Source organism: Streptomyces milbemycinicus (assembly GCF_002154605.1).
GTDB lineage: Bacteria > Actinomycetota > Actinomycetes > Streptomycetales > Streptomycetaceae > Streptomyces > Streptomyces milbemycinicus.
In genome coordinates this window covers 1-22435 of record NZ_MUNE01000171.1, presented here as the reverse complement: position 1 = coordinate 22435, position 22435 = coordinate 1, and the positions used below count along the sequence as shown (strand labels likewise).

17 protein-coding genes are annotated in these 22435 nt (G+C 70.9%); 2 read left to right on the top strand and 15 right to left on the bottom strand.

Annotated elements, in window-relative coordinates:
* The 7 genes from CCN51_RS15180 to CCN51_RS15150 form a co-directional block, all read right to left on the bottom strand.
* Nucleotides 1-1377 (bottom strand): proline--tRNA ligase (locus CCN51_RS15180; protein ID WP_086859639.1); only part of this gene is annotated, 1377 nt, incomplete at its 3' end.
* A gap of 100 nt (nt 1378-1477) precedes the next feature.
* Complete coding sequence (locus tag CCN51_RS15175; RefSeq protein ID WP_055413923.1) at nt 1478-2044, bottom strand: GNAT family N-acetyltransferase; 567 nt, start codon at nt 2042-2044, stop codon at nt 1478-1480.
* Nucleotides 2045-2069: 25 nt separating this feature from the next.
* Nucleotides 2070-2915, bottom strand: a complete 846-nt coding sequence (locus CCN51_RS15170; RefSeq protein ID WP_014176008.1) for a GNAT family N-acetyltransferase — start codon at nt 2913-2915, stop codon at nt 2070-2072.
* A 153-nt stretch (nt 2916-3068) separates the two neighbouring features.
* Nucleotides 3069-4226 carry a flavodoxin-dependent (E)-4-hydroxy-3-methylbut-2-enyl-diphosphate synthase gene (gene ispG, locus CCN51_RS15165; RefSeq protein ID WP_043486645.1) on the bottom strand — a complete coding sequence of 386 codons (1158 nt, stop codon included), beginning with the start codon at nt 4224-4226 and terminating at the stop codon, nt 3069-3071.
* Between the two features lie 141 nt (nt 4227-4367).
* Nucleotides 4368-5669 (bottom strand): M50 family metallopeptidase, encoded by a 1302-nt coding sequence (locus CCN51_RS15160; RefSeq protein WP_014176010.1) that lies wholly within the window; start codon nt 5667-5669, stop codon nt 4368-4370.
* A complete protein-coding gene (dxr, locus tag CCN51_RS15155) occupies nt 5666-6931 on the bottom strand; it encodes a 1-deoxy-D-xylulose-5-phosphate reductoisomerase (RefSeq protein WP_014176011.1) in 1266 nt (421 codons plus the stop codon). The genes CCN51_RS15160 and dxr overlap by 4 nt, the downstream gene beginning before the upstream one ends.
* A 144-nt stretch (nt 6932-7075) precedes the next feature.
* The gene (locus CCN51_RS15150) at nt 7076-9007 is read right to left on the bottom strand and encodes an acyl-CoA dehydrogenase family protein (protein WP_014176012.1); all 1932 of its coding nucleotides are present in this window, start codon (nt 9005-9007) and stop codon (nt 7076-7078) included.
* A gap of 239 nt (nt 9008-9246) precedes the next feature.
* On the opposite strand from CCN51_RS15150, the gene CCN51_RS15145 reads away from it, so the two are divergent.
* Together CCN51_RS15145 and CCN51_RS15140 are read left to right on the top strand one after the other, a co-directional pair.
* Nucleotides 9247-10263, top strand: coding sequence for a LacI family DNA-binding transcriptional regulator (locus CCN51_RS15145; RefSeq protein WP_014176013.1), 1017 nt, complete (start codon nt 9247-9249; stop codon nt 10261-10263).
* A 203-nt stretch (nt 10264-10466) separates the two neighbouring features.
* Nucleotides 10467-12521 carry a glycoside hydrolase family 31 protein gene (locus CCN51_RS15140; RefSeq protein ID WP_014176014.1) on the top strand — a complete coding sequence of 685 codons (2055 nt, stop codon included), beginning with the start codon at nt 10467-10469 and terminating at the stop codon, nt 12519-12521.
* A 42-nt stretch (nt 12522-12563) separates the two neighbouring features.
* Here CCN51_RS15140 and CCN51_RS15135 read toward each other — a convergent pair whose 3' ends face one another.
* The 8 genes from CCN51_RS15135 to CCN51_RS15100 form a co-directional block, all read right to left on the bottom strand.
* Complete coding sequence (locus CCN51_RS15135) at nt 12564-14741, bottom strand: MMPL family transporter (RefSeq protein WP_043490021.1); 2178 nt, start codon at nt 14739-14741, stop codon at nt 12564-12566.
* Nucleotides 14742-14855: 114 nt separating this feature from the next.
* Nucleotides 14856-15524, bottom strand: a complete 669-nt coding sequence (locus CCN51_RS15130) for a response regulator transcription factor (RefSeq protein WP_014176016.1) — start codon at nt 15522-15524, stop codon at nt 14856-14858.
* The gene (locus CCN51_RS15125) at nt 15521-16663 is read right to left on the bottom strand and encodes a sensor histidine kinase (RefSeq protein WP_014176017.1); all 1143 of its coding nucleotides are present in this window, start codon (nt 16661-16663) and stop codon (nt 15521-15523) included. Before CCN51_RS15125 ends, CCN51_RS15130 begins: the two co-directional genes overlap by 4 nt.
* 207 nt (nt 16664-16870) lie before the next feature.
* Entirely contained in the window at nt 16871-17572 is a 702-nt protein-coding gene (locus CCN51_RS15120; protein ID WP_014176018.1) for a glycoside hydrolase family 12 protein, read from the bottom strand.
* Nucleotides 17542-19593: a beta-galactosidase gene (locus CCN51_RS15115; protein WP_014176019.1), complete on the bottom strand. Its 2052-nt coding sequence runs from the start codon at nt 19591-19593 to the stop codon at nt 17542-17544. Before CCN51_RS15115 ends, CCN51_RS15120 begins: the two co-directional genes overlap by 31 nt.
* Nucleotides 19594-19645: 52 nt before the next feature.
* Nucleotides 19646-20593: a carbohydrate ABC transporter permease gene (locus CCN51_RS15110; protein ID WP_014176020.1), complete on the bottom strand. Its 948-nt coding sequence runs from the start codon at nt 20591-20593 to the stop codon at nt 19646-19648.
* A gap of 7 nt (nt 20594-20600) precedes the next feature.
* Nucleotides 20601-21635 (bottom strand): ABC transporter permease, encoded by a 1035-nt coding sequence (locus CCN51_RS15105; RefSeq protein ID WP_086859637.1) that lies wholly within the window; start codon nt 21633-21635, stop codon nt 20601-20603.
* Nucleotides 21635-22435 (bottom strand): type 2 periplasmic-binding domain-containing protein (locus CCN51_RS15100; RefSeq protein WP_483883438.1); only part of this gene is annotated, 801 nt, incomplete at its 5' end. The genes CCN51_RS15105 and CCN51_RS15100, both read right to left, overlap by 1 nt.

Genomic DNA, 22435 nt, shown 5'->3' with positions numbered 1-22435 from the left:
CTGCTCGGCGAGCGCGGCCACGGCACGCGAGACGCCGATGCCGTAGGAGCCCATGGTGACCCGGACCGGCTTGCCGTTCTGGCCGAGCACATCGAGCTGGAAGGTGTCGGCGTACTTCCGGCCGAGCTGGAAGATGTGGCCGATCTCGATGGCCCGGTCGAGCTCGATACCGGCGCCGCAGCGGGGGCAGGGGTCGCCGGGCCTGACCACCACGACGTCGAGGTACTGGTCGACCTCGAAGTCCCGGCCGCAGACGACGTTGCGCGCGTGCTTGCCGGGCTTGTTGGCGCCGGTCACCCAGGCGGTGCCGGGCGCGACGCGCGGGTCGGCGAGGTAGCGGAAGGACTTCCCGGCCAGGCCCTGCGGGCCGATGTAGCCGCGGACCAGGTCGGGGCGGTCGGCGAAGTCCTCGGCGGTGACGACCTCGACCTCGGCGGGGGCGAGGTGTTCGGCGAGCTTGCCGAGGTCCACCTCGCGGTCGCCGGGGACGCCCACCGCGGTGATCTCGCCGTCGACCTTGACGAGGAGGTTCTTCAGGGTGGCGGAGGCCGGGATGTTCAGATGCTCGGCGAGGGTGTCGATGGTGGGGGTGTCGGGGGTGTCCAGCTCCTCGACCGGGCCGTGCTCGGCGCCCTCGACGGGGGTGAGGGCGAGGGTGACAGCCTCGGTGTTGGCCGCGTAGTCGCAGTTCGGGCAGTCCACGAAGGTGTCCTCGCCGGCCGCGGCCGGGGCCAGGAACTCCTCGGAGGCGGAGCCGCCCATGGCGCCGGAGATCGCGGAGACGATGCGGTAGTCCAGGCCGAGGCGTTCGAAGATCCGCTGGTAGGCCTCGCGGTGCAGCCGGTAGGACTCGGCCAGGCCCTCGTCGGTGGTGTCGAAGGAGTACGAGTCCTTCATCTGGAACTCGCGGCCGCGCAGCACGCCGGAGCGCGGGCGGGCCTCGTCCCGGTACTTGGTCTGGATCTGGTAGAGGATCACGGGCAGGTCCTTGTAGGACGTGCACTGGTCCTTGACCGTCTGGGTGAAGATCTCCTCGTGGGTCGGGCCGAGGAGGTAGTCGGCGCCCTTGCGGTCCTTGATCCGGAACAGCAGGTCACCGTACTCTTCCCAGCGGCCGCTGGCCTCGTACGGCTCACGGGGCAGCAGGGCGGGCAGCAGGACTTCCTGGGCGCCGATGGCGTCCATCTCCTCGCGGACGATCCGCGCCACGTTCTCCAGGACCTTCTTGCCGATGGGCAGCCAGGTCCAGATGCCCGCGGAGGTGCGGCGGACATAGCCGGCGCGGACGAGCAGCTTGTGGCTGGCGGTCTCGGCATCGGCCGGGTCCTCGCGCAGCGTCTTCAACATCAACCTGGACATGCGCTGGACGTGGGCCATGGTTCTTCTCCTGCGTACGAGATGGGATGTCCAGGAGATTAACCGCTGCCGCCACCCACCGGGAAATGAATCCAGGGGTACGGCCGAAGAGGTGCGGGAATCAGCGGCGCAGCGGGAGCGGGGCGCCCATGACCGCGTACGGGGTCGGCGCGCTCGGGAAGAGCACGGGGCGGGCGAGGTCGCGGTAGCCGAGGGCGCGGTAGAGGTGGCGGGCGGGGCTGTCGGCGTCGATCGCGGAGAGGATGGAGCGCGGCTCGGCCGCTCCGTCGGTGATGGTGGTGATCAGTGACCGGCCGATGCCGTGCTGCTGGTAGTCGGGGTGGACATGCAGCTCGGTGATGACGAAGGAGTCGTCCAGCCAGTCCTGGTGGCCGGTGTCGCGCAGATACGGCTCGACGACGGTGGACCACCAGTGCGTGCGGTCGTTGGGCATGCCGTAGACGAAGCCGACGAGCCGCCCGGCGGGGGTGGTGGCGCCCAGCGCGCGGGCGCCCGGGCTGGTGAGGTGGCGCAGCACGATGTGGCGCCGTACTCCGGCCTCCTCGTCGGTGAGCCCGAAGGCGATCGCCTGCACGGCAAGGGCCTCGTCCACGCGCGCGGCGAGGTCGAGCGACCCCACGACGACGCCCTGCGGGTCCGGTGGCCCAACGCCTGGTTGTTGCAGCATGGGCGGCACCCTACTGGGCCGTCGATCAGAACAGCACACTCATGAAGGCGCCGACCTCCTGGAAGCCGACTCGTCGGTAGGCGGCGCGGGCGGCGGTGTTGAAGTCGTTGACGTAGAGGCTGACGACGGGCGCGACCTCGCTCAGCGCATAGTGCAGGACGGCGGCCATACCGGTCTCGGACAGCCCCCGGCCGCGGTATTCGGGGGCGACCCAGACGCCCTGGATCTGGCAGGCGTGGCGGGTGGCGGCGCCGATCTCGGCCTTGAAGACGACCCGGCCGTTCTCGATGCGGGCGAAGGATCGCCCGTGGCTGACGAGTTCGGCGACCCGGGCCTGGTAGAGCAGCCCGCCATCGCCGGCGAGCGGCGAGACGCCGACCTCTTCGGTGAACATGGCCACGCAGGCGGGCATGATCACGTCCATTTCGTCCTTGCAAACACGGCGGACGAGCGGGTCGGGCGCGATACCGGCGGGCATGGTGGTGGTGGCCATGAGCGGCTGGTGGGCGCGGACCTCGCGGGCCGGGCCCCAGCTGGGCTCGAGCAGCGACCAGAGCTCGGCGGTGGTGTCGGCGGGGCCGACGATCGAGGAACAGCGACGGCCGGACCGGCGGGCGCGCTCGGCGAAGCCGCGTACGGCGTCGCGGGTGGCGCAGATGGGGACGAGGTTGGCTCCGGCGTAGCAGAGCGATTCGAGCCGGCCACCGGTGTACCAGCCCCACATCTCGCCGCCGAGCCGCCAGGGGTCCAGGCCGGCGACCTGGACGCGGGCGGCGACGAAGGCGTTGGAGACCGGGTCGCGGTCGAGGACCGCAAGGGCCTCATCCAGCTCGTGGGGCTCGAGCACCCTGGTGGTGGACGTCGTCAGCACGTGTCGGTATGCCTCACCGGTTGCGGCCGAGGGCCAGAAGATTCGATTCTCCGCACTGTACCTCGGGGGTCGCCTCGACCACCGCCCGCGTTCACCGACCGGGCCGTGGTCCGGTCGGGTGCGGGCGGTGCAGCCGCGGGGGCGGGGCCGGCGTCAGCCGGTGACGGAGACCTCGGGCGCTCCGGAGGCGATGCCGTCCTTCTCCATCTGTTCGGCGATCTTCATGGCCTCGTCGATCAGGGTCTCCACGATCTTCGATTCGGGCACGGTCTTGATCACCTCGCCCTTGACGAAGATCTGGCCCTTGCCGTTGCCCGAGGCCACCCCGAGATCCGCCTCGCGCGCCTCACCGGGGCCGTTGACCACACACCCCATCACGGCGACCCGCAGCGGCACCTCCATGCCCTCCAAGCCGGCCGTGACCTCGTCCGCCAGCTTGTACACATCCACCTGCGCCCGACCACACGAGGGACACGACACGATCTCCAGCCGCCGCTGCCGCAGATTCAGCGACTCCAGGATCTGGATGCCGACCTTGATCTCCTCCACCGGAGGCGCCGACAGCGACACCCGGATCGTGTCGCCGATCCCCTCACTGAGCAGCGCGCCGAACGCGACCGCCGACTTGATCGTCCCCTGGAACGCCGGGCCCGCCTCGGTGACGCCGAGGTGCAGCGGGTAGTCGCACCGCTCCGCCAGCTGCTTGTACGCGTTGATCATCACGACCGGGTCGTTGTGCTTCACCGAGATCTTGATATCCCGGAACCCGTGCTCCTCGAACAGCGAGCACTCCCACAACGCCGACTCCACCAACGCCTCCGGCGTCGCCTTGCCGTACTTCTCCAGCAGCCGCTTGTCCAACGACCCCGCGTTCACCCCGATCCGGATCGGAGTGCCCGCATCCGACGCGGCCTTAGCGATCTCCTTCACCTTGTCGTCGAACTGCCGGATGTTCCCCGGATTCACCCGCACCGCCGCACACCCGGCATCAATCGCCGCGAACACATACTTCGGCTGGAAATGAATATCCGCGATCACCGGAATCTGCGACTTCTTCGCGATCACCGGCAACGCATCCGCGTCATCCTGCGACGGACAGGCCACCCGTACGATCTGGCACCCCGACGCCGTCAGCTCCGCGATCTGCTGCAGCGTCGCCCCGATATCCGCCGTCACCGTCGTCGTCATCGACTGCACCGACACCGGCGCATCCCCGCCCACCGCCACCGACCCGACCTGGATTTTCCGGCTGACTCTGCGGTCGGCGAGCTTGATCGGAACGGACGGCATTCCAAGCGAAATCGCTGTCATCTGGCGAGCAACCCCAAGGTCATGAATGAAGGTCCCGAGATCGGCGGGCTCCGGTGTCCGAGGTTACGGCACCACGCCCGGGCCAAGCACATTCCGGCCCCGAAGTCCACCGAATGGTGAACTTCGGGGCATTTCGCATCATCAGGAGATTTTCACCGGATTCACCACGTCAGCCACCAGCACCAGCAGGGTGAAGCAGATGAACACTCCAGCGATCACATAGGCGACCGGCATCATCTTGGCCACATCGAACGGCCCCGGGTCGGGCCGCCGGACCAGCCGGGCGGTGTGGCGCCGTACGGACTCCCACACCGCGCCCGCGATATGCCCGCCGTCCAGCGGCAGCAGCGGCAGCATGTTGAACAGGAAGAGCGAGAGGTTGAAGCCGGCCACCAGGAACAGCATGGTGGCGACCCGCTGGGAGGCCGGGATGTCGAGGCTGGCGACCTCCCCGCCGACCCGCGCCGCGCCGACGACGCCCATCGGCGAGTCCGCCTTGCGCTCACCGTCACCGAAGGCCGCGTTCCACAGGTCGGGGACCTTCGAGGGCAGGGCGATCAGCGAGTCGATGCCGTCCTGGACCATATTGCCCATCCGGTCCACCGACTGGCCGAAGGACTGCTTGACCACGCCACTGGCCGGAGTGAAGCCGAGAAAGCCCGCGGAGACGTACTGCCCCTCCACATAGCCGCCCTTCCCGTCCGACTTGGCGACCTGGTTCTTGATGAGCACCGCATGCAGATCCTTGCGGACGCCATCGCGCTCGACGGTGATCGTCGCGGGGCCGACGGTCTTACGGATGTGCTGCTGGAGGCTGTTCCAGTCCGAGGTCGGCTCACCATTGAAGGCGACGATCTTGTCGCGGGCCCGCAGCCCCGCGGCGTTGGCCGGGGAGTCCTTGGCGTCCTTGGGGCACTTGTCGGTCGAGGCCGAGGCCGCGACCACACACTTCTGGACCGTGCCCACGGTGGTGGTCTGGGTGTTGACACCGAAGGACATCATCACGCCGAGGAAGATCGCCACGGCGAGCACCAGATTCATGAACGGCCCGGCGAACATCACGATCACGCGCTTCCACGGCTTGCGCGTATAGAACATCCGGGTCTCGTCGCCCGGCTGCAGCTCCTCGTACGCGGCCGACCGGGCGTCCTCGATCATGCTGCGCCACGGCGAGGTGGAACGTGCCGCTATCTTCCCGTCGTCGCCGGGCGGGAACATCCCGATCATGCGGATATAGCCGCCGAACGGGACCGCCTTGACGCCGTACTCCGTGTCCCCCTTCTTACGGGAGAAGATCGTCGGACCGAAGCCCACCATGTACTGCGGCACCCGGATGCCGAAGAGCTTGGCCGTGGAGAGATGGCCGAGCTCATGCCAGGCAATCGAGAAGAGCAGTCCGACAACGAATACGACGATGCCGAGGACCGTCATCAGTGCCGTCATGCGCGAGCCTCCGGAGTCGCTTCGGCCGCGCGGGCGGCCAGTTCACGGGCGCGGGCGCGGGCCCATGCCTCGGCCTGGAGGACGTCCTCGACCGTGAGCCGGGTTCCCGCGGTGGGGGTGCCGTGTTCGGCCACCACTTGGGCGACCGTATCGACGATTCCGTTGAACGGCAGCTTCCGGGCCAGGAAGGCGTCCACACACTCCTCGTTCGCCGCGTTGAAAACGGCGGGCACGGTGCCGCCGAGCGCGCCGACGTGGCGGGAGAGCCCGATCGAGGGGAACGCGTCATTGTCCAGCGGGAAGAACTCCCAGGTGTGCGCCTTGGTCCAGTCGCAGCCGGGCGCGGCGTCCGGCACCCGGTCCGGCCAGCCGAGACCGAGCGCGATCGGCATCCGCATATCGGGCGGACTCACCTGCGCCAGGGTGGAACCGTCAATGAATTCGACCATCGAGTGGATATACGACTGCGGGTGGACCACAACCTCAATCCGATCGAAGGGAATGTCATAGAGCAGATGCGCCTCGATGACCTCCAGCCCCTTGTTGACCAAGGTCGCGGAGTTGATCGTGATCACCGGGCCCATGTCCCAGGTGGGGTGGGCCAGCGCCTGCTCGGGCGTGACCTCGGTCAGCTCCTGCTTCGTACGCCCCCGGAACGGCCCGCCGGACGCGGTCACCACCAGCTTGCGGACCTCCTGCCGGGAACCGCCGAGCAGCGCCTGGAAGAGGGCGGAGTGCTCGGAGTCGACCGGCACGATCTGCCCCGGCTTGGCCAGGGCCTTGACCAGCGGCCCGCCGACGATCAGCGACTCCTTGTTGGCCAGCGCGAGCACCCGGCCGGCCTCGAGCGCGGCAAGGGTCGGCGCCAGGCCGATGGAGCCGGTGATGCCGTTGAGCACGGTGTCGCACTCGGAGCGGGCCAGCTCGGTGGCCGCGTCCGGCCCCGCAACGATCTCCGGCAGCGGCTCCCCCGCCCCGTACCGCGCGGCCAGCGCCTCGCGCACCTCGGCCACGGCCTCCGGCCGGGCCACCGCGACCACCCGCACCCCGAGCTGGTGAGCCTGCTCGGCGAGCAGCCCGGGCCGCCCGCCGGCGGCGGACAGCCCGGTCACCCGGAAGCGGTCGGGGTTGCGCAGCACCACGTCGATGGCCTGGGTGCCAACCGATCCGGTGGAGCCGAGGATCACGATGTCGCGCGGGCCTCCGGTGGCGGCGGTGGCCGCCGGAAAGCGGAGGTGCGGGTCAGCGAGGGAATCCGTCATTGCCCCATTGTTGCCCGTCCCCCTCTTTGCGCCTAAACCGGCGCCGCTCTCGCGGACCTGGTTGCTCGCCATGGGGGTTGCTCAATTGATGGTTGCGCCCGGATGGGGGACCCGGGCGCAACCACGGGGCCTGGGGCCGCCGGTTTAGACGCGTCTGTGGACGTTTTCCTTGGTGGGCGGGCCGGGGGTGGCGTCGGCGATCCAGGGGCCGTCGCCGCTGGGGTCGAGCACACCCTCCTCCAGCCAGGTGTACGAGCCCGCCAGCACGCCCGAGACGACCTTGCGGTCGAGCTCGTCGGTGTTGGTCCACAGCCGGGCGAAAAGCTCCTCGGCGCGGATCCGCGCCTGCCGGCAGAAGACGTCGGCCAGCTGGTATGCCTCGGCGCCGTGGTCGCCCGTGGTGCGCAGCATCTCGGCCCGTACGCAGGCGGCACTCATGGCGAACAGCTCCGCGCCGATGTCGACGATGCGGCCGAGGAAGCCCTGCTTGGTCTCCATCCGGCCCTGCCAGCGGGACATGGCGTAGAACGTGGTCCGGGCGAGCTTGCGCGACGAGCGTTCGACGTAGCGCAGATGCGGGGAGAGGTCGCGGTGGCGGGGTGGGCGGAATTCGGCGTAGGCGCGGGGGAGTTGGCCGGGGCCGGTGACCAGGCCCGGCAGCCAGCGGGCGTAGAAGCCGCCGGCTTTGGCGGCCGCTTTGCCCTTGTCGGACAGGGACTTGTCCGGGTCGATGAGGTCGCCCGCCACGGACAGATGGGCGTCCACGGCCTCGCGGGCGATCAGCAGGTGCATGATCTCCGTCGAGCCCTCGAAGATGCGGTTGATCCGCAGGTCGCGGAGCATCTGCTCGGCCGGGACGGCCCGCTCGCCGCGGGCGGCGAGCGAGGCGGCGGTCTCGAAGCCGCGGCCGCCGCGGATCTGGACCAGCTCGTCGGCCATCAGCCAGGCCATCTCGCTGCCGAGGAGCTTGGCCAGCGCCGCCTCGATACGGATGTCGTTGCGGTCCTCGTCGGCCATCTGGGAGGCGAGGTCGATGACGGCCTCCAGGGCGAAGGTGGTCGCCGCGATGAAGGAGATCTTGGCGCCGACGGCCTCGTGCCGGGCGATCGGCTTGCCCCACTGCTCACGGGCCGCGGACCACTCGCGGGCGATCTTCAGACACCACTTTCCGGAGCCCGCACACATCGCGGGCAGCGAGAGCCGGCCGGTGTTGAGGGTGGTCAGGGCGATCTTGAGCCCGGCGCCCTCCGGGCCGATGCGGTTGGTGGCGGGGACGCGGACCTGGTGGAAGCGGGTCACTCCGTTCTCCAGGCCGCGCAGGCCCATGAAGGCGTTGCGGTTCTCGACGGTGACGCCTTCGGATGCCGTCTCGACGATGAAGGCGGTGATACCGCCCTTGTGGCCCTCGGACGCGGGGACACGGGCCATGACCACGAGGAGGTCGGCGACCACCCCGTTGGTCGTCCACAGCTTCACTCCGTCGAGGATGTAGCCGTCGCCTTCGGGTACGGCGGTGGTGGCGAGCCGGGCCGGGTCGGAGCCCACGTCCGGCTCGGTGAGCAGGAAGGCCGAGATGTCGGTGCGGGCGCAGCGGGGCAGGAAGGTGTCCTTCTGCTCCTGGGTGCCGAACAGCTTGAGCGGCTGCGGCACTCCGATGGACTGGTGGGCCGAGAGCAGCGCGCCGATGGCCGGGCTCACCGAGCTGACGAGGGCCAGTGCCTTGTTGTAGTAGACCTGGGTGAGGCCGGCCCCGCCGTACTTGGGGTCGATCTTCATGCCGAGCGCGCCGAGCTCCTTGAGACCTTCGATCGTCTCGTCGGGGATCTTGGCCTCGCGCTCGATGCGGGCGGCGTCGATACCGGTCTCGCAGAACTCGCGCAGCTTCTCGAGGAACTTCTCACCGCGCCGTACGTCATCCGGGGCGGGGGCGGGATGGGGGTGGATCAGATCGAGCCGGAAACGGCCGAGGAACAGTTCCTTGGCGAAGCTCGGCTTGTGCCATAGCTGCTCGCGGGCTGCCTCGGCGACCCGGCGCGCTTCGCGCTCGGACACCGGCCTGACGGATGATGCGGTCATCGGTGCTCCCTTGCCGCGAATGGACGATCTCGTGACATTACCGGCACGTACGGTGCCAGTGTGCCTCCGGTCCGACGGGGCGGCAAAGCGTGTGGCCCCAGGCGGTGGAAAAAGCGAGTTGAAGCGCTTCGACTATCTGGACACTGAACGCGGACAGGTCTACTGTCGATCCGCGCAGCCAGCCAAGAGCCGTTCGGCAACTCAGTCGAAGCGCTTCAATGACCCGGACGGAGTCCCGCATGGTCACCCTCGCCGAGGTCGCCCGGCACGCCGGAGTCTCCGCCAGCACGGTGAGCTATGTCCTCAGCGGCAAGCGCTCGATCTCCGGCCCCACCCGCGAGCGGGTCGAGCAGAGCATCAAGGAGCTCGGCTACCACCCGAACGCCGGTGCCCGCGCCCTCGCCAGCAGCCGCTCCAACATCATCGCGCTGATGGTGCCGCTGCGGACCGATATGTATGTGCCGGTGATGATGGAGATCGCCATCGCGGTGGCCACCACCGCCCGCACCCATGGCTATGACGTGCTGCTGCTGACCGGCGAGGAGGGCCCGGCGGCCGTGCGCCGGGTCACCGGCAGCGGGCTCGCCGACGCCATGATCCTGATGGATGTGGAGCTGGAGGACGAACGGCTGCCGCTGCTGCGGGACGCCCGCCAGCCCACCGTACTGATCGGATTGCCCGCCGACACTGTCGGACTGACCTGCGTCGACCTGGACTTCACAGCGACCGGCGCGCTGTGCGCCGACCATCTGGCAGGGCTCGGCCACCGCGAGATCGCCGTGGTCGGCGAGGCGGCGGCGGTGTACGAGCGCCACACCGGCTTCGCCGTACGGACCCTGGAGGGGCTGCGCGGCCGCGCCCGCGAGCTGGGGCTGCGCCTGCTGCACCGGCCGTGCGAGGGCAGTTATGAGTCCATGGCCGGGGCGCTGGCCCGGATCTTCGACGAGCGCCCCGGCACCACCGGCTTCGTGGTGCAGAACGAGGCCGCCATCGACCCGCTGCTCAGCCTGCTGCGCCAGCAGGGCCGCGCGGTGCCCGAGGACGTCTCGGTGGTGGCGATCTGCCCCGACCAGGTGGCAGCCCAGGCCTCGGTGCGGCTGTCCTCGGTCGCGATCCCCGCGCATGAGATGGGGCGGCGGGCGGTTGAGCTGGTGGTGGCCAAGCTGGAGGGGCACGGCTCGGACGAGGTGGCGCTGCTGGAGCCCGAGTTGACCGTACGGGCGAGCTCGGGCCCGGCGCCGAACGCCGCGCCCTGACCCGGCCCCGGCCCGGCCCGTAGCGCCCGTCCGCCGCGCCCCCTCTTACCGAAACCCGCGGCCTCTTACCGAAACCCGCGGCGACCTCGCCGAAACCCCCTGAAGTCCCGCCCTCGCAGCGCCCCCGAGCCGTACGTCCCCGAAGCGATACGCCCGTAAAGCTCACCCCCGTACGTCCACCGCCGCACCCCGAGGAGCGCCCCGTGAACCCATCACCGCCGGCCACCGCCTCAGCGTCGCTCGCCCAGTCCTCCCCCACCGTCGGCACCTTCAGCGAGCGCGACGGCGCGCTGGAGTGGAGTGGGCGGCAGGAGACCGTACGTCTGGAGCCGTGGGGGCCCGACGCGATCCGGGTCCGCGCCCGGCTCGGCGGGCCGCTGCTGGAGGATCTGCCCGGCGCGCTCCTCGACGGTCCGCCGAAGGCGACCGCGAGCGTCGCGATCGAGGCCGGGGAGGCGTCGCTGACCTGCGGCGCGATCACCGCGCGGATCAGCGCGGAGGGCATGATCCGGTTCGCGGCCACCGAGGACGGCCGGGAGCTGCTGGCCGAGCAGCGCGCCCACTTCTGGTGGCCGGGGCCGCGGCTGCGCACCGCCACGGGCAACGGCTACCACCGCATCGAGCAGCGCTTCAAGGCGTACGAGGGCGAGCGGCTTTACGGCCTCGGCCAGCACCAGCACGGTCTGCTGGACCAGAAGGGCGCCGTGATCGACCTGGTGCAGCGCAACTCCGAGGTGACGATCCCGGTCCTCACCTCCAGCCGCGGCTACACCCTGCTGTGGAACAACCCGGCCATCGGACGGGTCGAGCTGGCCGCGACCGGCACCCGCTGGGTCGCCGACAGCGCCCGCCAGATCGACTACTGGATCACGGCCGGGGATCCGGCGGCCGCGCAGCGCCGCTACTCCGCGGTGACCGGCCGCGCGCCGATGCTGCCCGAGTGGGCGGCCGGGTTCTGGCAGTGCAAGCTGCGCTACCGCACCCAGGAGGAGCTGCTGACCGTGGCCCGCGAGCACAAACGGCGCGGGCTGCCGATCGACGCGATCATCTGCGACTTCTTCCACTGGACGCATCTGGGCGACTGGAAGTTCGACCCGGTGGCCTGGCCCGACCCGGCGGCGATGACGCGGGAGCTGGAGGAGCTGGGCATCAAGCTGGTGGTCTCGGTGTGGCCTTCGGTCTCGCCGCTGAGCGAGAACCACACCACGATGGAGCAGCGTGGCTTTCTGGTCGGCACCGAGTACGGGCCCACAGCGCACGCCGACTGGCCCGATGTGCGCGAGGGCGAGCGGATCCACGTCGCCTTCTACGACGCGACTCATCCCGAGGCCCGGGAGTTCATGTGGTCGCGGGTGCGGGCGAACTACCTGGAGCCGTACGGGATCCGCGCCTTCTGGCTGGACGCGTGCGAGCCGGAGCTCAAGCCGGGCTTCCCGGCGAATCTGCGCTACCACGCGGGGCCGGGCCTGGAGGTCGGCAACCTCTACCCGCGCGAGAACGCCCGCGCGGTCCACGAGGGCATGCGCGCGGCGGGCGAGGAGGAGGTGGTGACCCTCAACCGCTCGGCGTGGGCGGGCAGCCAGCGCCATGGGGCCGCCCTGTGGTCCGGCGACATCGGCACGGACTTCGCGACGCTGCGCCGCCAGATCGCCGCCGGGCTGAACGTCGCCCTCTCCGGTATCCCGTGGTGGAACACCGACATCGGCGGCTTCCACGGCGGCGATCCGGACGACCCGGCGTACCGCGAGGTGCTGATCCGCTGGTTCCAGTTCGGCGCGCTGTCGCCGATCATGCGGCTGCACGGCTTCCGCGACCCGGGGCTGCCGCTGGGGCCCGGGATGACCGGCGGCCCGAACGAGGTGTGGTCGTACGGCGAGGAGGCCGAGCGCATCCTCGGCTCGTATCTGCGGCTGCGCGAACGGCTCAAGCCGTACGTACTGGCGCAGATGCGCGCCGCCCACGAGGAGGGGCTGCCGCCCATGCGCCCGCTCTTCCTCGAGTTCCCCGGCGACGAGGCGGCCTGGGGCGTCGCGGACTCCTTCCTGCTGGGCCCCGACCTGCTGGTCGCCCCGGTCCTCGAGGCGGGCGCGACCGAGCGGACCGCCTATCTCCCGGCGGGGGCGCGCTGGACGGACGCCTGGACGGGCGAGAGCTGGGAGGGCGGTACGACGGTGACCGTGCCCGCCCCGCTGGACCGGATCCCGCTGTTCCTCCGCGACGGCGCGCGGCTGCCGGTACGGGAGGTACGGGAGCCCTGACGGGCCGTCGCCGGGCCGGCGGCCCGGCGGGCTCAGATCGCCTCAGGCAGCGTCCGGGCGTTCCAGCGCCACCTTCGGCAGCCGGCGGGCGAGGGACGCGGGCAGCCACCAGGCGTGCCTGCCGAGCAGCCGCATGACGGCCGGCACGATCAGACAGCGGATGACCACCGCGTCCAGCAGGACGGCCACCGCGAGCCCCAGTCCGAACTGCTGGAGCATGCGGCTCGGGCTGAGCACGAAGGCGGCGAACACCACGATCATGATGGCGCCGGCCGCCGTGATCACCTTGCCGGTGGCCGCCAGGCCCTCGCGGACCGCGTGGGAGTGGTCCTTCGTCCGCTCCCACTCCTCATGGATGCGGGCGATGAGGAACACCTCGTAGTCCATGGAGAGGCCGAAGACGATCGCGAAGATCATCACGGGGATGAACGCCTCGACCGGGCCGGGCTGTGCCCCGAACCAGCCGTGCTGGAAGACCAGCGTGATCACGCCCAGCGCGGCGGCTATGGACAGCAGGTTGAGCAGCGCGGCCTTCAGCGGGATCAGCAGGGAGCGGAAGACCACCATGAGCAGCAGCGCGGAGAGGCCGACGACGACGGCGACGAACAGCGGCATCCGGTCGGCGACGGAGTCGGCGAAGTCCTGCGCGGCGGCCGTGGGCCCGCCCACCAGGTAGTCGGCGCCGGTGCGTTCGCCGAGCCGGGGCAGGACGCGGTCGCGCAGCGTGTGGACGAGGTCGGCGGTGCCCTCGTCCTGCGGGGAGGTGCGGGGGAAGGCGAGGACCGTGGCGACGGCGCCGTCCTCGGAGGGCAGCGGCGGTGTCGTGGCGGCGATGCCGTCCGTACGGGCGAGCGTGGTCCGCAGCTCCCTGGCGGCCGCCGCGTCGCCCCGGCTCACCACGACCAAGGGTCCGTTGAACCCGGGCCCGAAGCCCTCGGCGAGCAGGTCGTAGGCCCGGCGGCTGGTGGAGGTGGTCGGGTCGGTGCCCGCGTCGGCGAAGCCCAGGCGCAGGCTCAGGGCCGGGGCGGACAGCGCGAGGAGCGCGACGACGGCGGCGAGCAGCGCGGGCAGCGGGCGCCGTTGCACGGCGGCGGCCAGGGCCCGCCAGCGCCGGCCCTCCTCCTTCCCCTTGGCCCGGGCCCGGTCGGCGCGCCGCAGCACTTGGCGCTGGACGCGCCCGCCGAGTACGGCCAGCAGCGCGGGCAGCAGGACCAGGGACGCCGCCATGGTGACGAGCACGGTCAGCGCGACGGCGAGCGCCACGCCCTGAAGCGCGCCCAGGCCCAGGGCGACCAGGCCGAGCAGGGCGATGATGACCGTGCAGCCGGCGAAGAAGACCGTACGGCCGGCGGCGTCCAGCGCGGTGCGGGTGGCGGTGTGCCGGTCGGCGCCGCGGATCAGTTCGTGCCGGTAGCGGTAGAAGATCAGGAGCGCGTAGTCCACGCCCACCCCGAGCCCGACGAGCATCATGACGGGCGGGGTGAAGTCGGCGACCGTGAACAGGTGTGAGGCCAGGGCGATCAGACCGATGGCGCCGCCCACCGCGAACACCGCGGTGATCAGCGGCAGCGCCGCCGCCACCAGCGAGCCGAACAGCAGGACGAGGATGACCAGCGCCGCGAGCATGCCCGCGCCCTCCGCGGCGCCGCCCGCCTCCTCCTCGGCGCCGCGCACCGCCTCGCCGCCGAGCGCGACTTCCAGGCCGTGCCCTTCGGCGGCCTTCGCGGCGTCGATGATCCGGGTGACGTGCCCCTTGGGTACCTCCTCCGCCTTGCCGTCGAGGGTCACGGTCGCATAGCCGACGGTGCCGTCCCGGGAGACCGCGGAGGCGTCCGCGTACGGACCGCGCACCTCTGTGACGGAAGGCAGGCCGCGGACCCGGTCCAGGGTCTTCTCGATGGCACCGCGCTCGGCGCGCAGCCCGCCCTCGTCCTTGAAGACGATCTGCACACTGTCTCCCGCCTGCCGGGAGCCGTGCTCGGTCAGCAGGTCGGTGGCGGTCTGCGAGTCGGTGCCGGGCAGGGCGAAGTCGTTGCGGTACGCGCTGCCGGCCGCCAGCGATCCGGCGGTGATCCCGGCCACCACGAGGATCCACAGCAGCAGGGCGCCCCAGCGGTGGCTCTGGGACCAGGCGGCGAGACGCCAGAAGGTTCCTCTGCGGCCCGGGGGCCGGCCCGCGGCGGGCTCGGTGGTCGCGGGCGTTATGCGTGGCGGAGACATCATGCCCCGCAGCATCCGGGCCCGGTCCGCCCCGGGGCGTCGGCCCCCGGCGGACACCCGCGGTACCCCAGTGGTTGTCAGCCGTGGGGCCCGTGTACTCCCCCGGTCGTGTGGCTAGCGCGTCAGCCAGCGGGGGCTGACCATGCCCGACTCGTAGGCCAGCACCACCAGTTGGGAGCGGTCCCGGACGTCCAGCTTGGTCATGATGCGGCTGACGTGGGTCTTGGCGGTGGCCGGGCTGAGCACCAGCCGGGCGGCGATCTCGTCGTTCGTCAGCCCGGCGGCCACCAGCCGCATCACCTCCCGCTCGCGGTCGGTGAGGGCGCGCAGCCTGGGGCCGGGCTCGGGGGCCTGGACCCGTCCGGCGAACTCCGCGATGAGCCGCCGCGTGACGGAGGGGCTGATCAGCGCGTCGCCGCGGTGCGCCACCCGTACGGCGTGGATCAGCTCCTCCGGTTCGGTGTCCTTGACCAGGAAGCCGGTGGCGCCGGCGCGCAGCGCGCCGTAGATGTAGTCGTCCAGGTCGAAGGTGGTCAGGATGACGACCTTGACGCTCTCCAGACGGGGGTCGGCGGTGATCCGCCCGGCCGCCTGAAGGCCGTCGGTCCCGGGCATCCGGATGTCCAGCAGCGCCACATCGGGGCGCGTCTCGCGGCAGGCCGCGACGGCCTCGTCGCCGTCGCCCGCCTCGGCCACCACCGTGATGTCGTCCTCGTCCTCCAGGATCGAGCGGAATCCGGCCCGCACCAGCCGCTGGTCGTCCGCGAGCAAGACCTTGATCATGACTGTGGGGACGCTCCGTTCCCGTGCGGCAGCCGGGCCCGTACGGCGAATCCGCCGTCCGGGCCGCCCCCTGTGGCCAGCTCGCCGCCCAGCGCGCGGGCGCGCTCGCGCATGCCGCTGATGCCGCTGCCGGGCACGGTGCGGGCCGGGCCCCGTCCGTTGTCGGTGATCTCGATCCGGACCTCGCGGGGCGCGTGTGAGACATGGACGGTGACGGCGGTGGCCCGGGAGTGCCGGGTCACATTGGTCAGCGATTCCTGGACGATGCGGTACGCGGCCAACTCCACTTCGGTGGGCAGCGGCTCCGGCTCGCCGCTGGTGTGCGCGCGCACGTCGAACCCGGCCGACCGCGCCGACTCGACGAGTTCACCGATCCGGGCCAGGCCCGGCGGCGGCGCCGTGGGCGCCTCCTCGTCGACCTGCCGCAGCACCCCGAGGGTCGCCCGCAGCTCGCGCAGCGCCTCGCGGCTGGAGGACTTGATCGCGGCGAGGGCCGTCCGGGCCTGCGTCGGGTCCTTCTCGATCCGGTGCAGGGCGGCCGTGGACTGGACGCTGATGAGGGAGATGTGGTGGCCGACGACATCGTGCAGATCCCGCGCGATGCGCAGCCGCTCCTCACCGGCCGCGCGCTGCTCCACCTCGTGGACGTACGCCTGGCGGCTGTGGCGCACCCAGCCGAGCGCGACCACCGCGACCAGCCAGCCGGTGAGCATGAAGAGGGCGACCCCGTTGACGTCCTCGTTGCCCGCCAGCGTGCCGACGCCGACGGCGACGACGCTGAGCGCGGCGAGGGCGACGGCCGCCCGCAGCAGCCCCTCGGCCGCGACCGCGTACAGCGCGACCACGAACGCGACGAGGAGGGGCCCGTCGTAGACGCTGACGAGGTAGTACGCGGCGGTGGCGGCCAGCACGCCGAGGGCGACGGCCACGGGTCGGCGGCGGCGGAACCAGAGCGCGCCGCTGGCGGCGGCGATCATCGCCAGGCCGAAGACGGTGACCGGCCAGGGCTCCTCGCGCTCGCCGACGAGCGGCCCCACGCCGCCGACGGCCGCCAGCACGAAGACACCGCCGGCCAGAGCCGCGTCCGCCCACCGGTCACGCGGCGGCCGGACCCGGGCGAAAGAGCCGAGGAGGACCATGCGGTCAAGCCTAGGGCCGCCTCGCGTACGGGCCCTTCCTCCGCACGGCGGAACGAGCGTGCCCGCCCCGCAACCCGGGGAGTACGCGCGGCGCCGGGGGCACAACCGGTGGGGTACGGCGGGGCGGCGGACCGATGTGCCGTCGCGGGGCGGTCATGTGCCGCCGCCCCCGGGGGAGCGGCGGCGCACGGTCGGCCGGGGGCGCGATCAGCTGAAGGACACGCCGAAGCTGTTGGTCTTGAAGTCCAGACCGCCGGCCGAGGAGGTGATCTCGTAGCCGAACTGGACGTCGCCGATGGTCACATCGCCGAACCAGCCCTTGGTGTTCTTGATCCAGTTCACGATGGCCTTGATGTCCACAGAGCCGGAAGTGGAGTTTGAAGTGCGGATGAAGGAGAAGACCTCATTGGCGCCGTTGCTGCCCTTGTAGACGGTCCAGCTGTGGCCGCCGAGGGTGAGGCTGCCCTGGGAGGTGCCGAGGGGACCGACCGGGCCGGTCTTGTTCATCCAGAGCATGATCTCGTAGTCGTAGTTGGTGTCCCAGATGTCGTACGAGGTGTTGTACGCGCCCGAGGACGGCACGGTGACGTTGTAGCTGCTGTTCAGGCTGCCTATGGCGCTGACCTTCTTGCCGACGACCCGCTTGGCGTTGGGGTAGGACTTGATGCCGCCGGTGTTGGGGTGGTTGGCCCAGACGCCCCAGTCGGTGTACGAGTTGGCCCAGATGGTCTGGGCTCCGGCGCCGGAGCCCCAGATGTTGTTGTAGAGCGTGTAGCCGCCGTTGGACCAGTTGCCCCACTGGTCCGAGGAGGACCAGGTGGCGGCGTGGGCGGGGGCGGCGGCGAAGCCGATGAGCGCGAGGAGCGCGAACAGCGGGGTCAGGAAGAGCTTTCGAGCCTTTCGGTGCACGGTGCTGCTCCCTTCGGGTGGGGGGAATCGAGCGGGGCCAGGACCACGGCCGCGGAGCGGTCGAGGCCGACCTCGGTGTCGTACACGCGGCCGGTGAGCAGGTCGGTCCGCGCGGACGGGAGGGGGACGACCGCGGGGGTGCGGCCGTGGTTGAGGAGGAACAGGTGCTCGCCGCGGAACACGGCCTCCACGCCCTCGGGGAGGCCGGGCAGCGGTGGCCGCAGCCCCGCCTCGTCGGCGGCGCGGGCCGGCAGGGCGCGCAGCGCGGCGGGTTCGGGCAGGGTGGAGACGTACCAGGCGGTGCCGGCGCCGTGGCGGTTGCGGGTGATGGCGGGCCCGCCGTCGAGTTCGCCGCCCTTGATCCGGGCGACGGTCTCGGCGGTGGACGGCTCCAGGTCCTCGGACCAGAGGGTGGCGGTGAAGCCGGCGGGCCAGGAGGGGCCGTGGGCGGTGACGGTTTCGCCCTCGTCCAGCGGCCACCACTCGTGGACCGTACGGATGCCGAGAAGGTCGCGGAGCCGCTGGTCGACGCCGCCCGGGCGGACCCGGTCGTCCTCGTCGGCGACGCCGGTGAAGAAGCCGCAGACCAGGGTGCCGCCACCGCGTACGTAGCCGACCAGATTGTCCAGCGCCTCGTCGGTGAGCAGATACAGCTGGGGGACGGCGACCAGGGCGTAGTCGGTGAGGTCGGCGTGCGGATGGGCGAAGTCGGTGGTGAGGTTCTGCTCCCACAGGGCCCGGTGCCAGGCGCGCACCACCTGGGGGTAGTCGAGGCGGGCGGAGGGGCGGCCGTCCTGGACGGTCGCCCACCAGGCGTGCCAGTCGTGCAGGATCGCGGCGCCTGCGGGGACGCCGCGGCCGACGACGCCGCCGAGCCGGCGCAGTTCGGCGCCGAGCCCGCGCACCTGCTGGAAGGTACGGCTGTGCTCACCGGCGTGCGGCACCATCCCGGAGTGGAACTTCTCGCTGCCCTGCCGCGACTGCCGCCACTGGAAGAAGCAGACGACGTCCGCGCCGCGCGCCACGGCCTGCAGCGACCACAGGCGCATCAGCCCGGGCGGCTTGGGGTGGTTGACGCCACGCCAGTTGACCGGGCCGGCCGCCTGCTCCATGAGGACCCAGGGGCCGCCGGCCTGGGAGCGGGTGAGGTCCTGGACCATCGCCCCGTACGCGGCGGCGTGCGGGTCCTTGGGGTCCGGGTAGACGTCGACGGAGACCACGTCCTCCTCGGCCGCCCACGCCCAGCCGTCCTGGCCGATGAACAGCGGCATGAAGTTGGTGGTGACGGGGGCGTGCGGGGTGCGGTCGGCCAGGACGTCGCGTTCGGTGGTGAAGCACTCCAGCAGGGCGTCGCTGGTGAAGCGGCGGAAGTCCAGCGCCTGGGTGGGGTTGACCAGATACTGGGCGCGGCGGGGCGGAATGATCTCCTCCCACGAGTCGTAGCGCTGGCTCCAGAAGGCCGTGCCCCACGCCTCGTTGAGCGCGTCGAGACCGCCGTACCGGGTGCGCAGCCAGCGGCGGAAGTGGCGGGCGGTGGTGTCGCACCAGCAGTGGGTGCCGTATTCGTTGCCGACGTGCCACATGCGCACCGCCGGGTGGCCGCCGTAGCGCTCCGCCAGGTCCTCGGTGATGCGCAGCGCGTACTCGCAGTAGATGGGGGAGGAGGCGCAGAACTGGTTGCGCGCGCCGTACCAGACGGTGGCGCCTGACTCGTCGCGCGGCAGGGTCTCGGGGTGGCGGGCGCCCATCCACGGGGGCGGGGAGGCGGTCGGGGTGGCCAGGCACACCTCGATACCGCCCTCGTGGAGCAGGTCCAGGACCTCGTCCAGCCAGCCGAAGTCGCGGGCGCCGGGGCGCGGTTCCAGCCGGGCCCAGGAGAAGACCCCGACGGTGGCGGTGGTGACCCGGGCCTCGCGCATCAGCCGTACGTCCTCGCGCCAGACGCTCCGCGGCCACTGCTCGGGGTTGTAGTCGCCGCCGTAGAGGATGCGGCCGCGGGTGACATCGCTCAGCTCGGGCATCGCTCGCTCGCTTCGGGTCGGCCGGCAACGGGGAGTGGTGCGGGGAGGCGGGCTAGCCCTTGATGGCGCCGGTGAGCATGCCCTTGGTGAAGTGCTTCTGGACGAAGGGGTAGAGCACCACGACCGGGATCAGCGCAAGCACCATGACGGCCATCTGGACCGCCAGGCCCGGGACCTGGCTGCTGGAGATCATCTGGGACATGCCCTGGGGCGCCTGCTGTTTGATGACCAGCTGGCGCAGGATCATCTGCAGCGGCCACATCTCCTGGTCGTTGAGGTAGAGCATCGCGTTGAACCACTGGCTCCAGTAGCCGACCGCGTAGAAGAGCGAGACGACCGCGATGACCGCCTTGGACAGCGGCATCACGATCTGCAGCAGGATCCGCCACTCCCCCGCGCCGTCGATCCGGGCGCTGTCGATCAGCTCGGGCGCGGTGGTCTGGAAGAAGGAGCGCAGCACCAGGATGTTGAAGACCGAGATGGCGCTGGGCAGGATCATCGACCAGTAGCTGCCCTCCAGGCCGACCCCGGTGACCAGCAGATAGGTCGGGATCAGACCGGCGTTGAAGAACATGGTGACGAGCAGCACCATCAGGATCGGCCGGTGGAGGAAGGACCCGCGGCGCGACAGTCCGTACGCGCACAGGATCGAGACCACCGTACTGATCACCGTGCCCACGGCCGTCAGGGCGAGGCTGACGATCGCCGCGCGGGTGACCGTGCCGCCGCCGAGCAGTTCGGAGTAGGCCCGGAAGGTGATCGTCTCGGGCACGATGACCAGCCCGCCGGCCTCGGTGATGGCCTTCTGGTCGGAGAGGCTGGTGACCACCACCACCCACAGCGGCCCGAGGATCGCCAGGCACACCCCGACCAGGGTGGCGCCCTTGAGCCCCTGGCCGGCCTTGCTCGGCTCCTCCTCCCACACCGGGCGTCTGCTGTCGCGGCGCGGCGGAGCGGCCGGGGCGGGCGGCGCGGCGGCCCTCTGCGCGGTCACCGTCATATCGCTGTCATTTCTGGTAGACCCCCTGCTCGCCGAGCATGTGGGCGACTTTGTTGGCGATCAGGACAAGCACCAGGCTGAAGGCGCCCTTGATCAGGCCGCCCGCGGCGGCGATCCCGTAGTCGGTGTTGGCGATGCCGACCCACCACACATAGGTGTCGAAGACCTCGGAGGCGCCCGGCCCCACCGCGTCGCGCTGCAGCAGGATCTGCTCGAAGCCCACGGTGAGTGAGTCGCCGACGCGCAGCACCAGCAGCAGGGCGATCACCGGGCGCAGCGCGGGCAGCGTGACATGCCACATCCGCCGCCAGCGGTTCGCCCCGTCCACCGCCGCCGCCTCGTACAGGTCCTGGCTGACGGCGGAGAGCGCGGCCAGGAAGACGATGACGCCCCAGCCGCCGTCCTTCCACACCAGCTGCGCGGTGACCAGGAACTTGAAGACGCCGGGGTCGGTCATCAGGTCGAAGCCCTCGTACCCGTGGCGGCGCAGCTGCTGGGCGAGCAGCCCGGCCCCGCCGAGCATCTGCTGGAAGACGGTGATGACCAGCACCCAGGAGAAGAAGTGCGGCAGATACAGGATCGACTGCACCAGCCCGCGGATCCGTTGGCTGAGCACGCTGTTGACCAGCAGGGCGAGCGCGATGGTGAGGGGGAAGAAGAGGACCAGCTGGATGAAGGTGATGCCGAGGGTGTTGGCGAAGGCGTCCCAGAAGCGGCTGTCGTCGAAGAGGAGGGTGAAGTTGTCGAGGCCGACCCAGGGGCTGGTCCACAGGCCCTGGGTGAACGGGTCGTAGTCCTTGAAGGCGACCGTGGTCCAGATCAGCGGGACGTAGTTGAACAGCGCGAGCAGACCGACGGCGGGCGCCACCATCAGCAGCAGGGTGCGGTCCCGGCGCAGCCGCTGCCACCACCGGATGCCGCCGTCCGGCACGGCGGGCGGCGGGGCGGACGCGGCGGAGTCGTCGGGGCCGCCGGGGCCGCCGCGCCGCGCGGATCTCGCGCGGCGCGGTTTACCGGCCCGGCTTCCGGTGTCCAGTGCCATCAGGCGCCGCTGCCGTTCTTGTCGAGGAGCCTGGCGTACCAGTCGCGGAGTTTGTCACCGCCGCCGCTGCGCCAGTCGCTGATGGCGCTCTGGGCGTCGCTGATGGACTTGCGGCCCCGTACGACGTCCTTGGCCAGGTCCTCGAAGGGGGTGTAGAGGGAGGCGTAGCGGTTGGGCTCCTGGATCTGCATGCCGTAGAAGACGGGCTTCTTGGCGAACTTGCCCATGCGCTGCATCCAGCCGCAGTAGTCCTTCACCATCTGCGGGAAGTCCGGGTACGCGACGGTGGCCTCGGGCGAGACGATGAAGCGGTAGGTGTCCTGGACCTCGGTGACGCCCTTGGAGTTCTTGACCGGGGCGCCGTGCTTCATGGTGTGGTGCGTGCCCTCGACGCCGTAGTCGATCAGGCGCTGCTCCTTGGTGCCGTACGGCGCGGCGATGAAGTCGGCGACGGCCAGGATCTCCTCGATTTGGTCCTTGGAGAGCTTCTTGTTGAGGAAGGACCAGATGTTGGCGGGCGCGCCCAGGTAGAGGGTGGGATCGCCGCCGTCGGCGCCGAAATAGTCCATCCCCTGGATCTTGAACTCGGGGTTGGGCTCGGCCTGTTCGAAGGTGGCGCCGTACCACTTGGCGTCGCCGTCGTTCATGATGAGCGACTGGCCGGAGGTGAAGCGGGTGAGCGAGTCGTTGGCCTTGCCCGCGACCGCGTCGGGGTGGACATAACCGCTCTTGAAGAGCTTGCGGCACCACTCCAGGGCCTCGAGATAGTTGTCCAGCTCGACCTTGTGGACGAGCTTGCC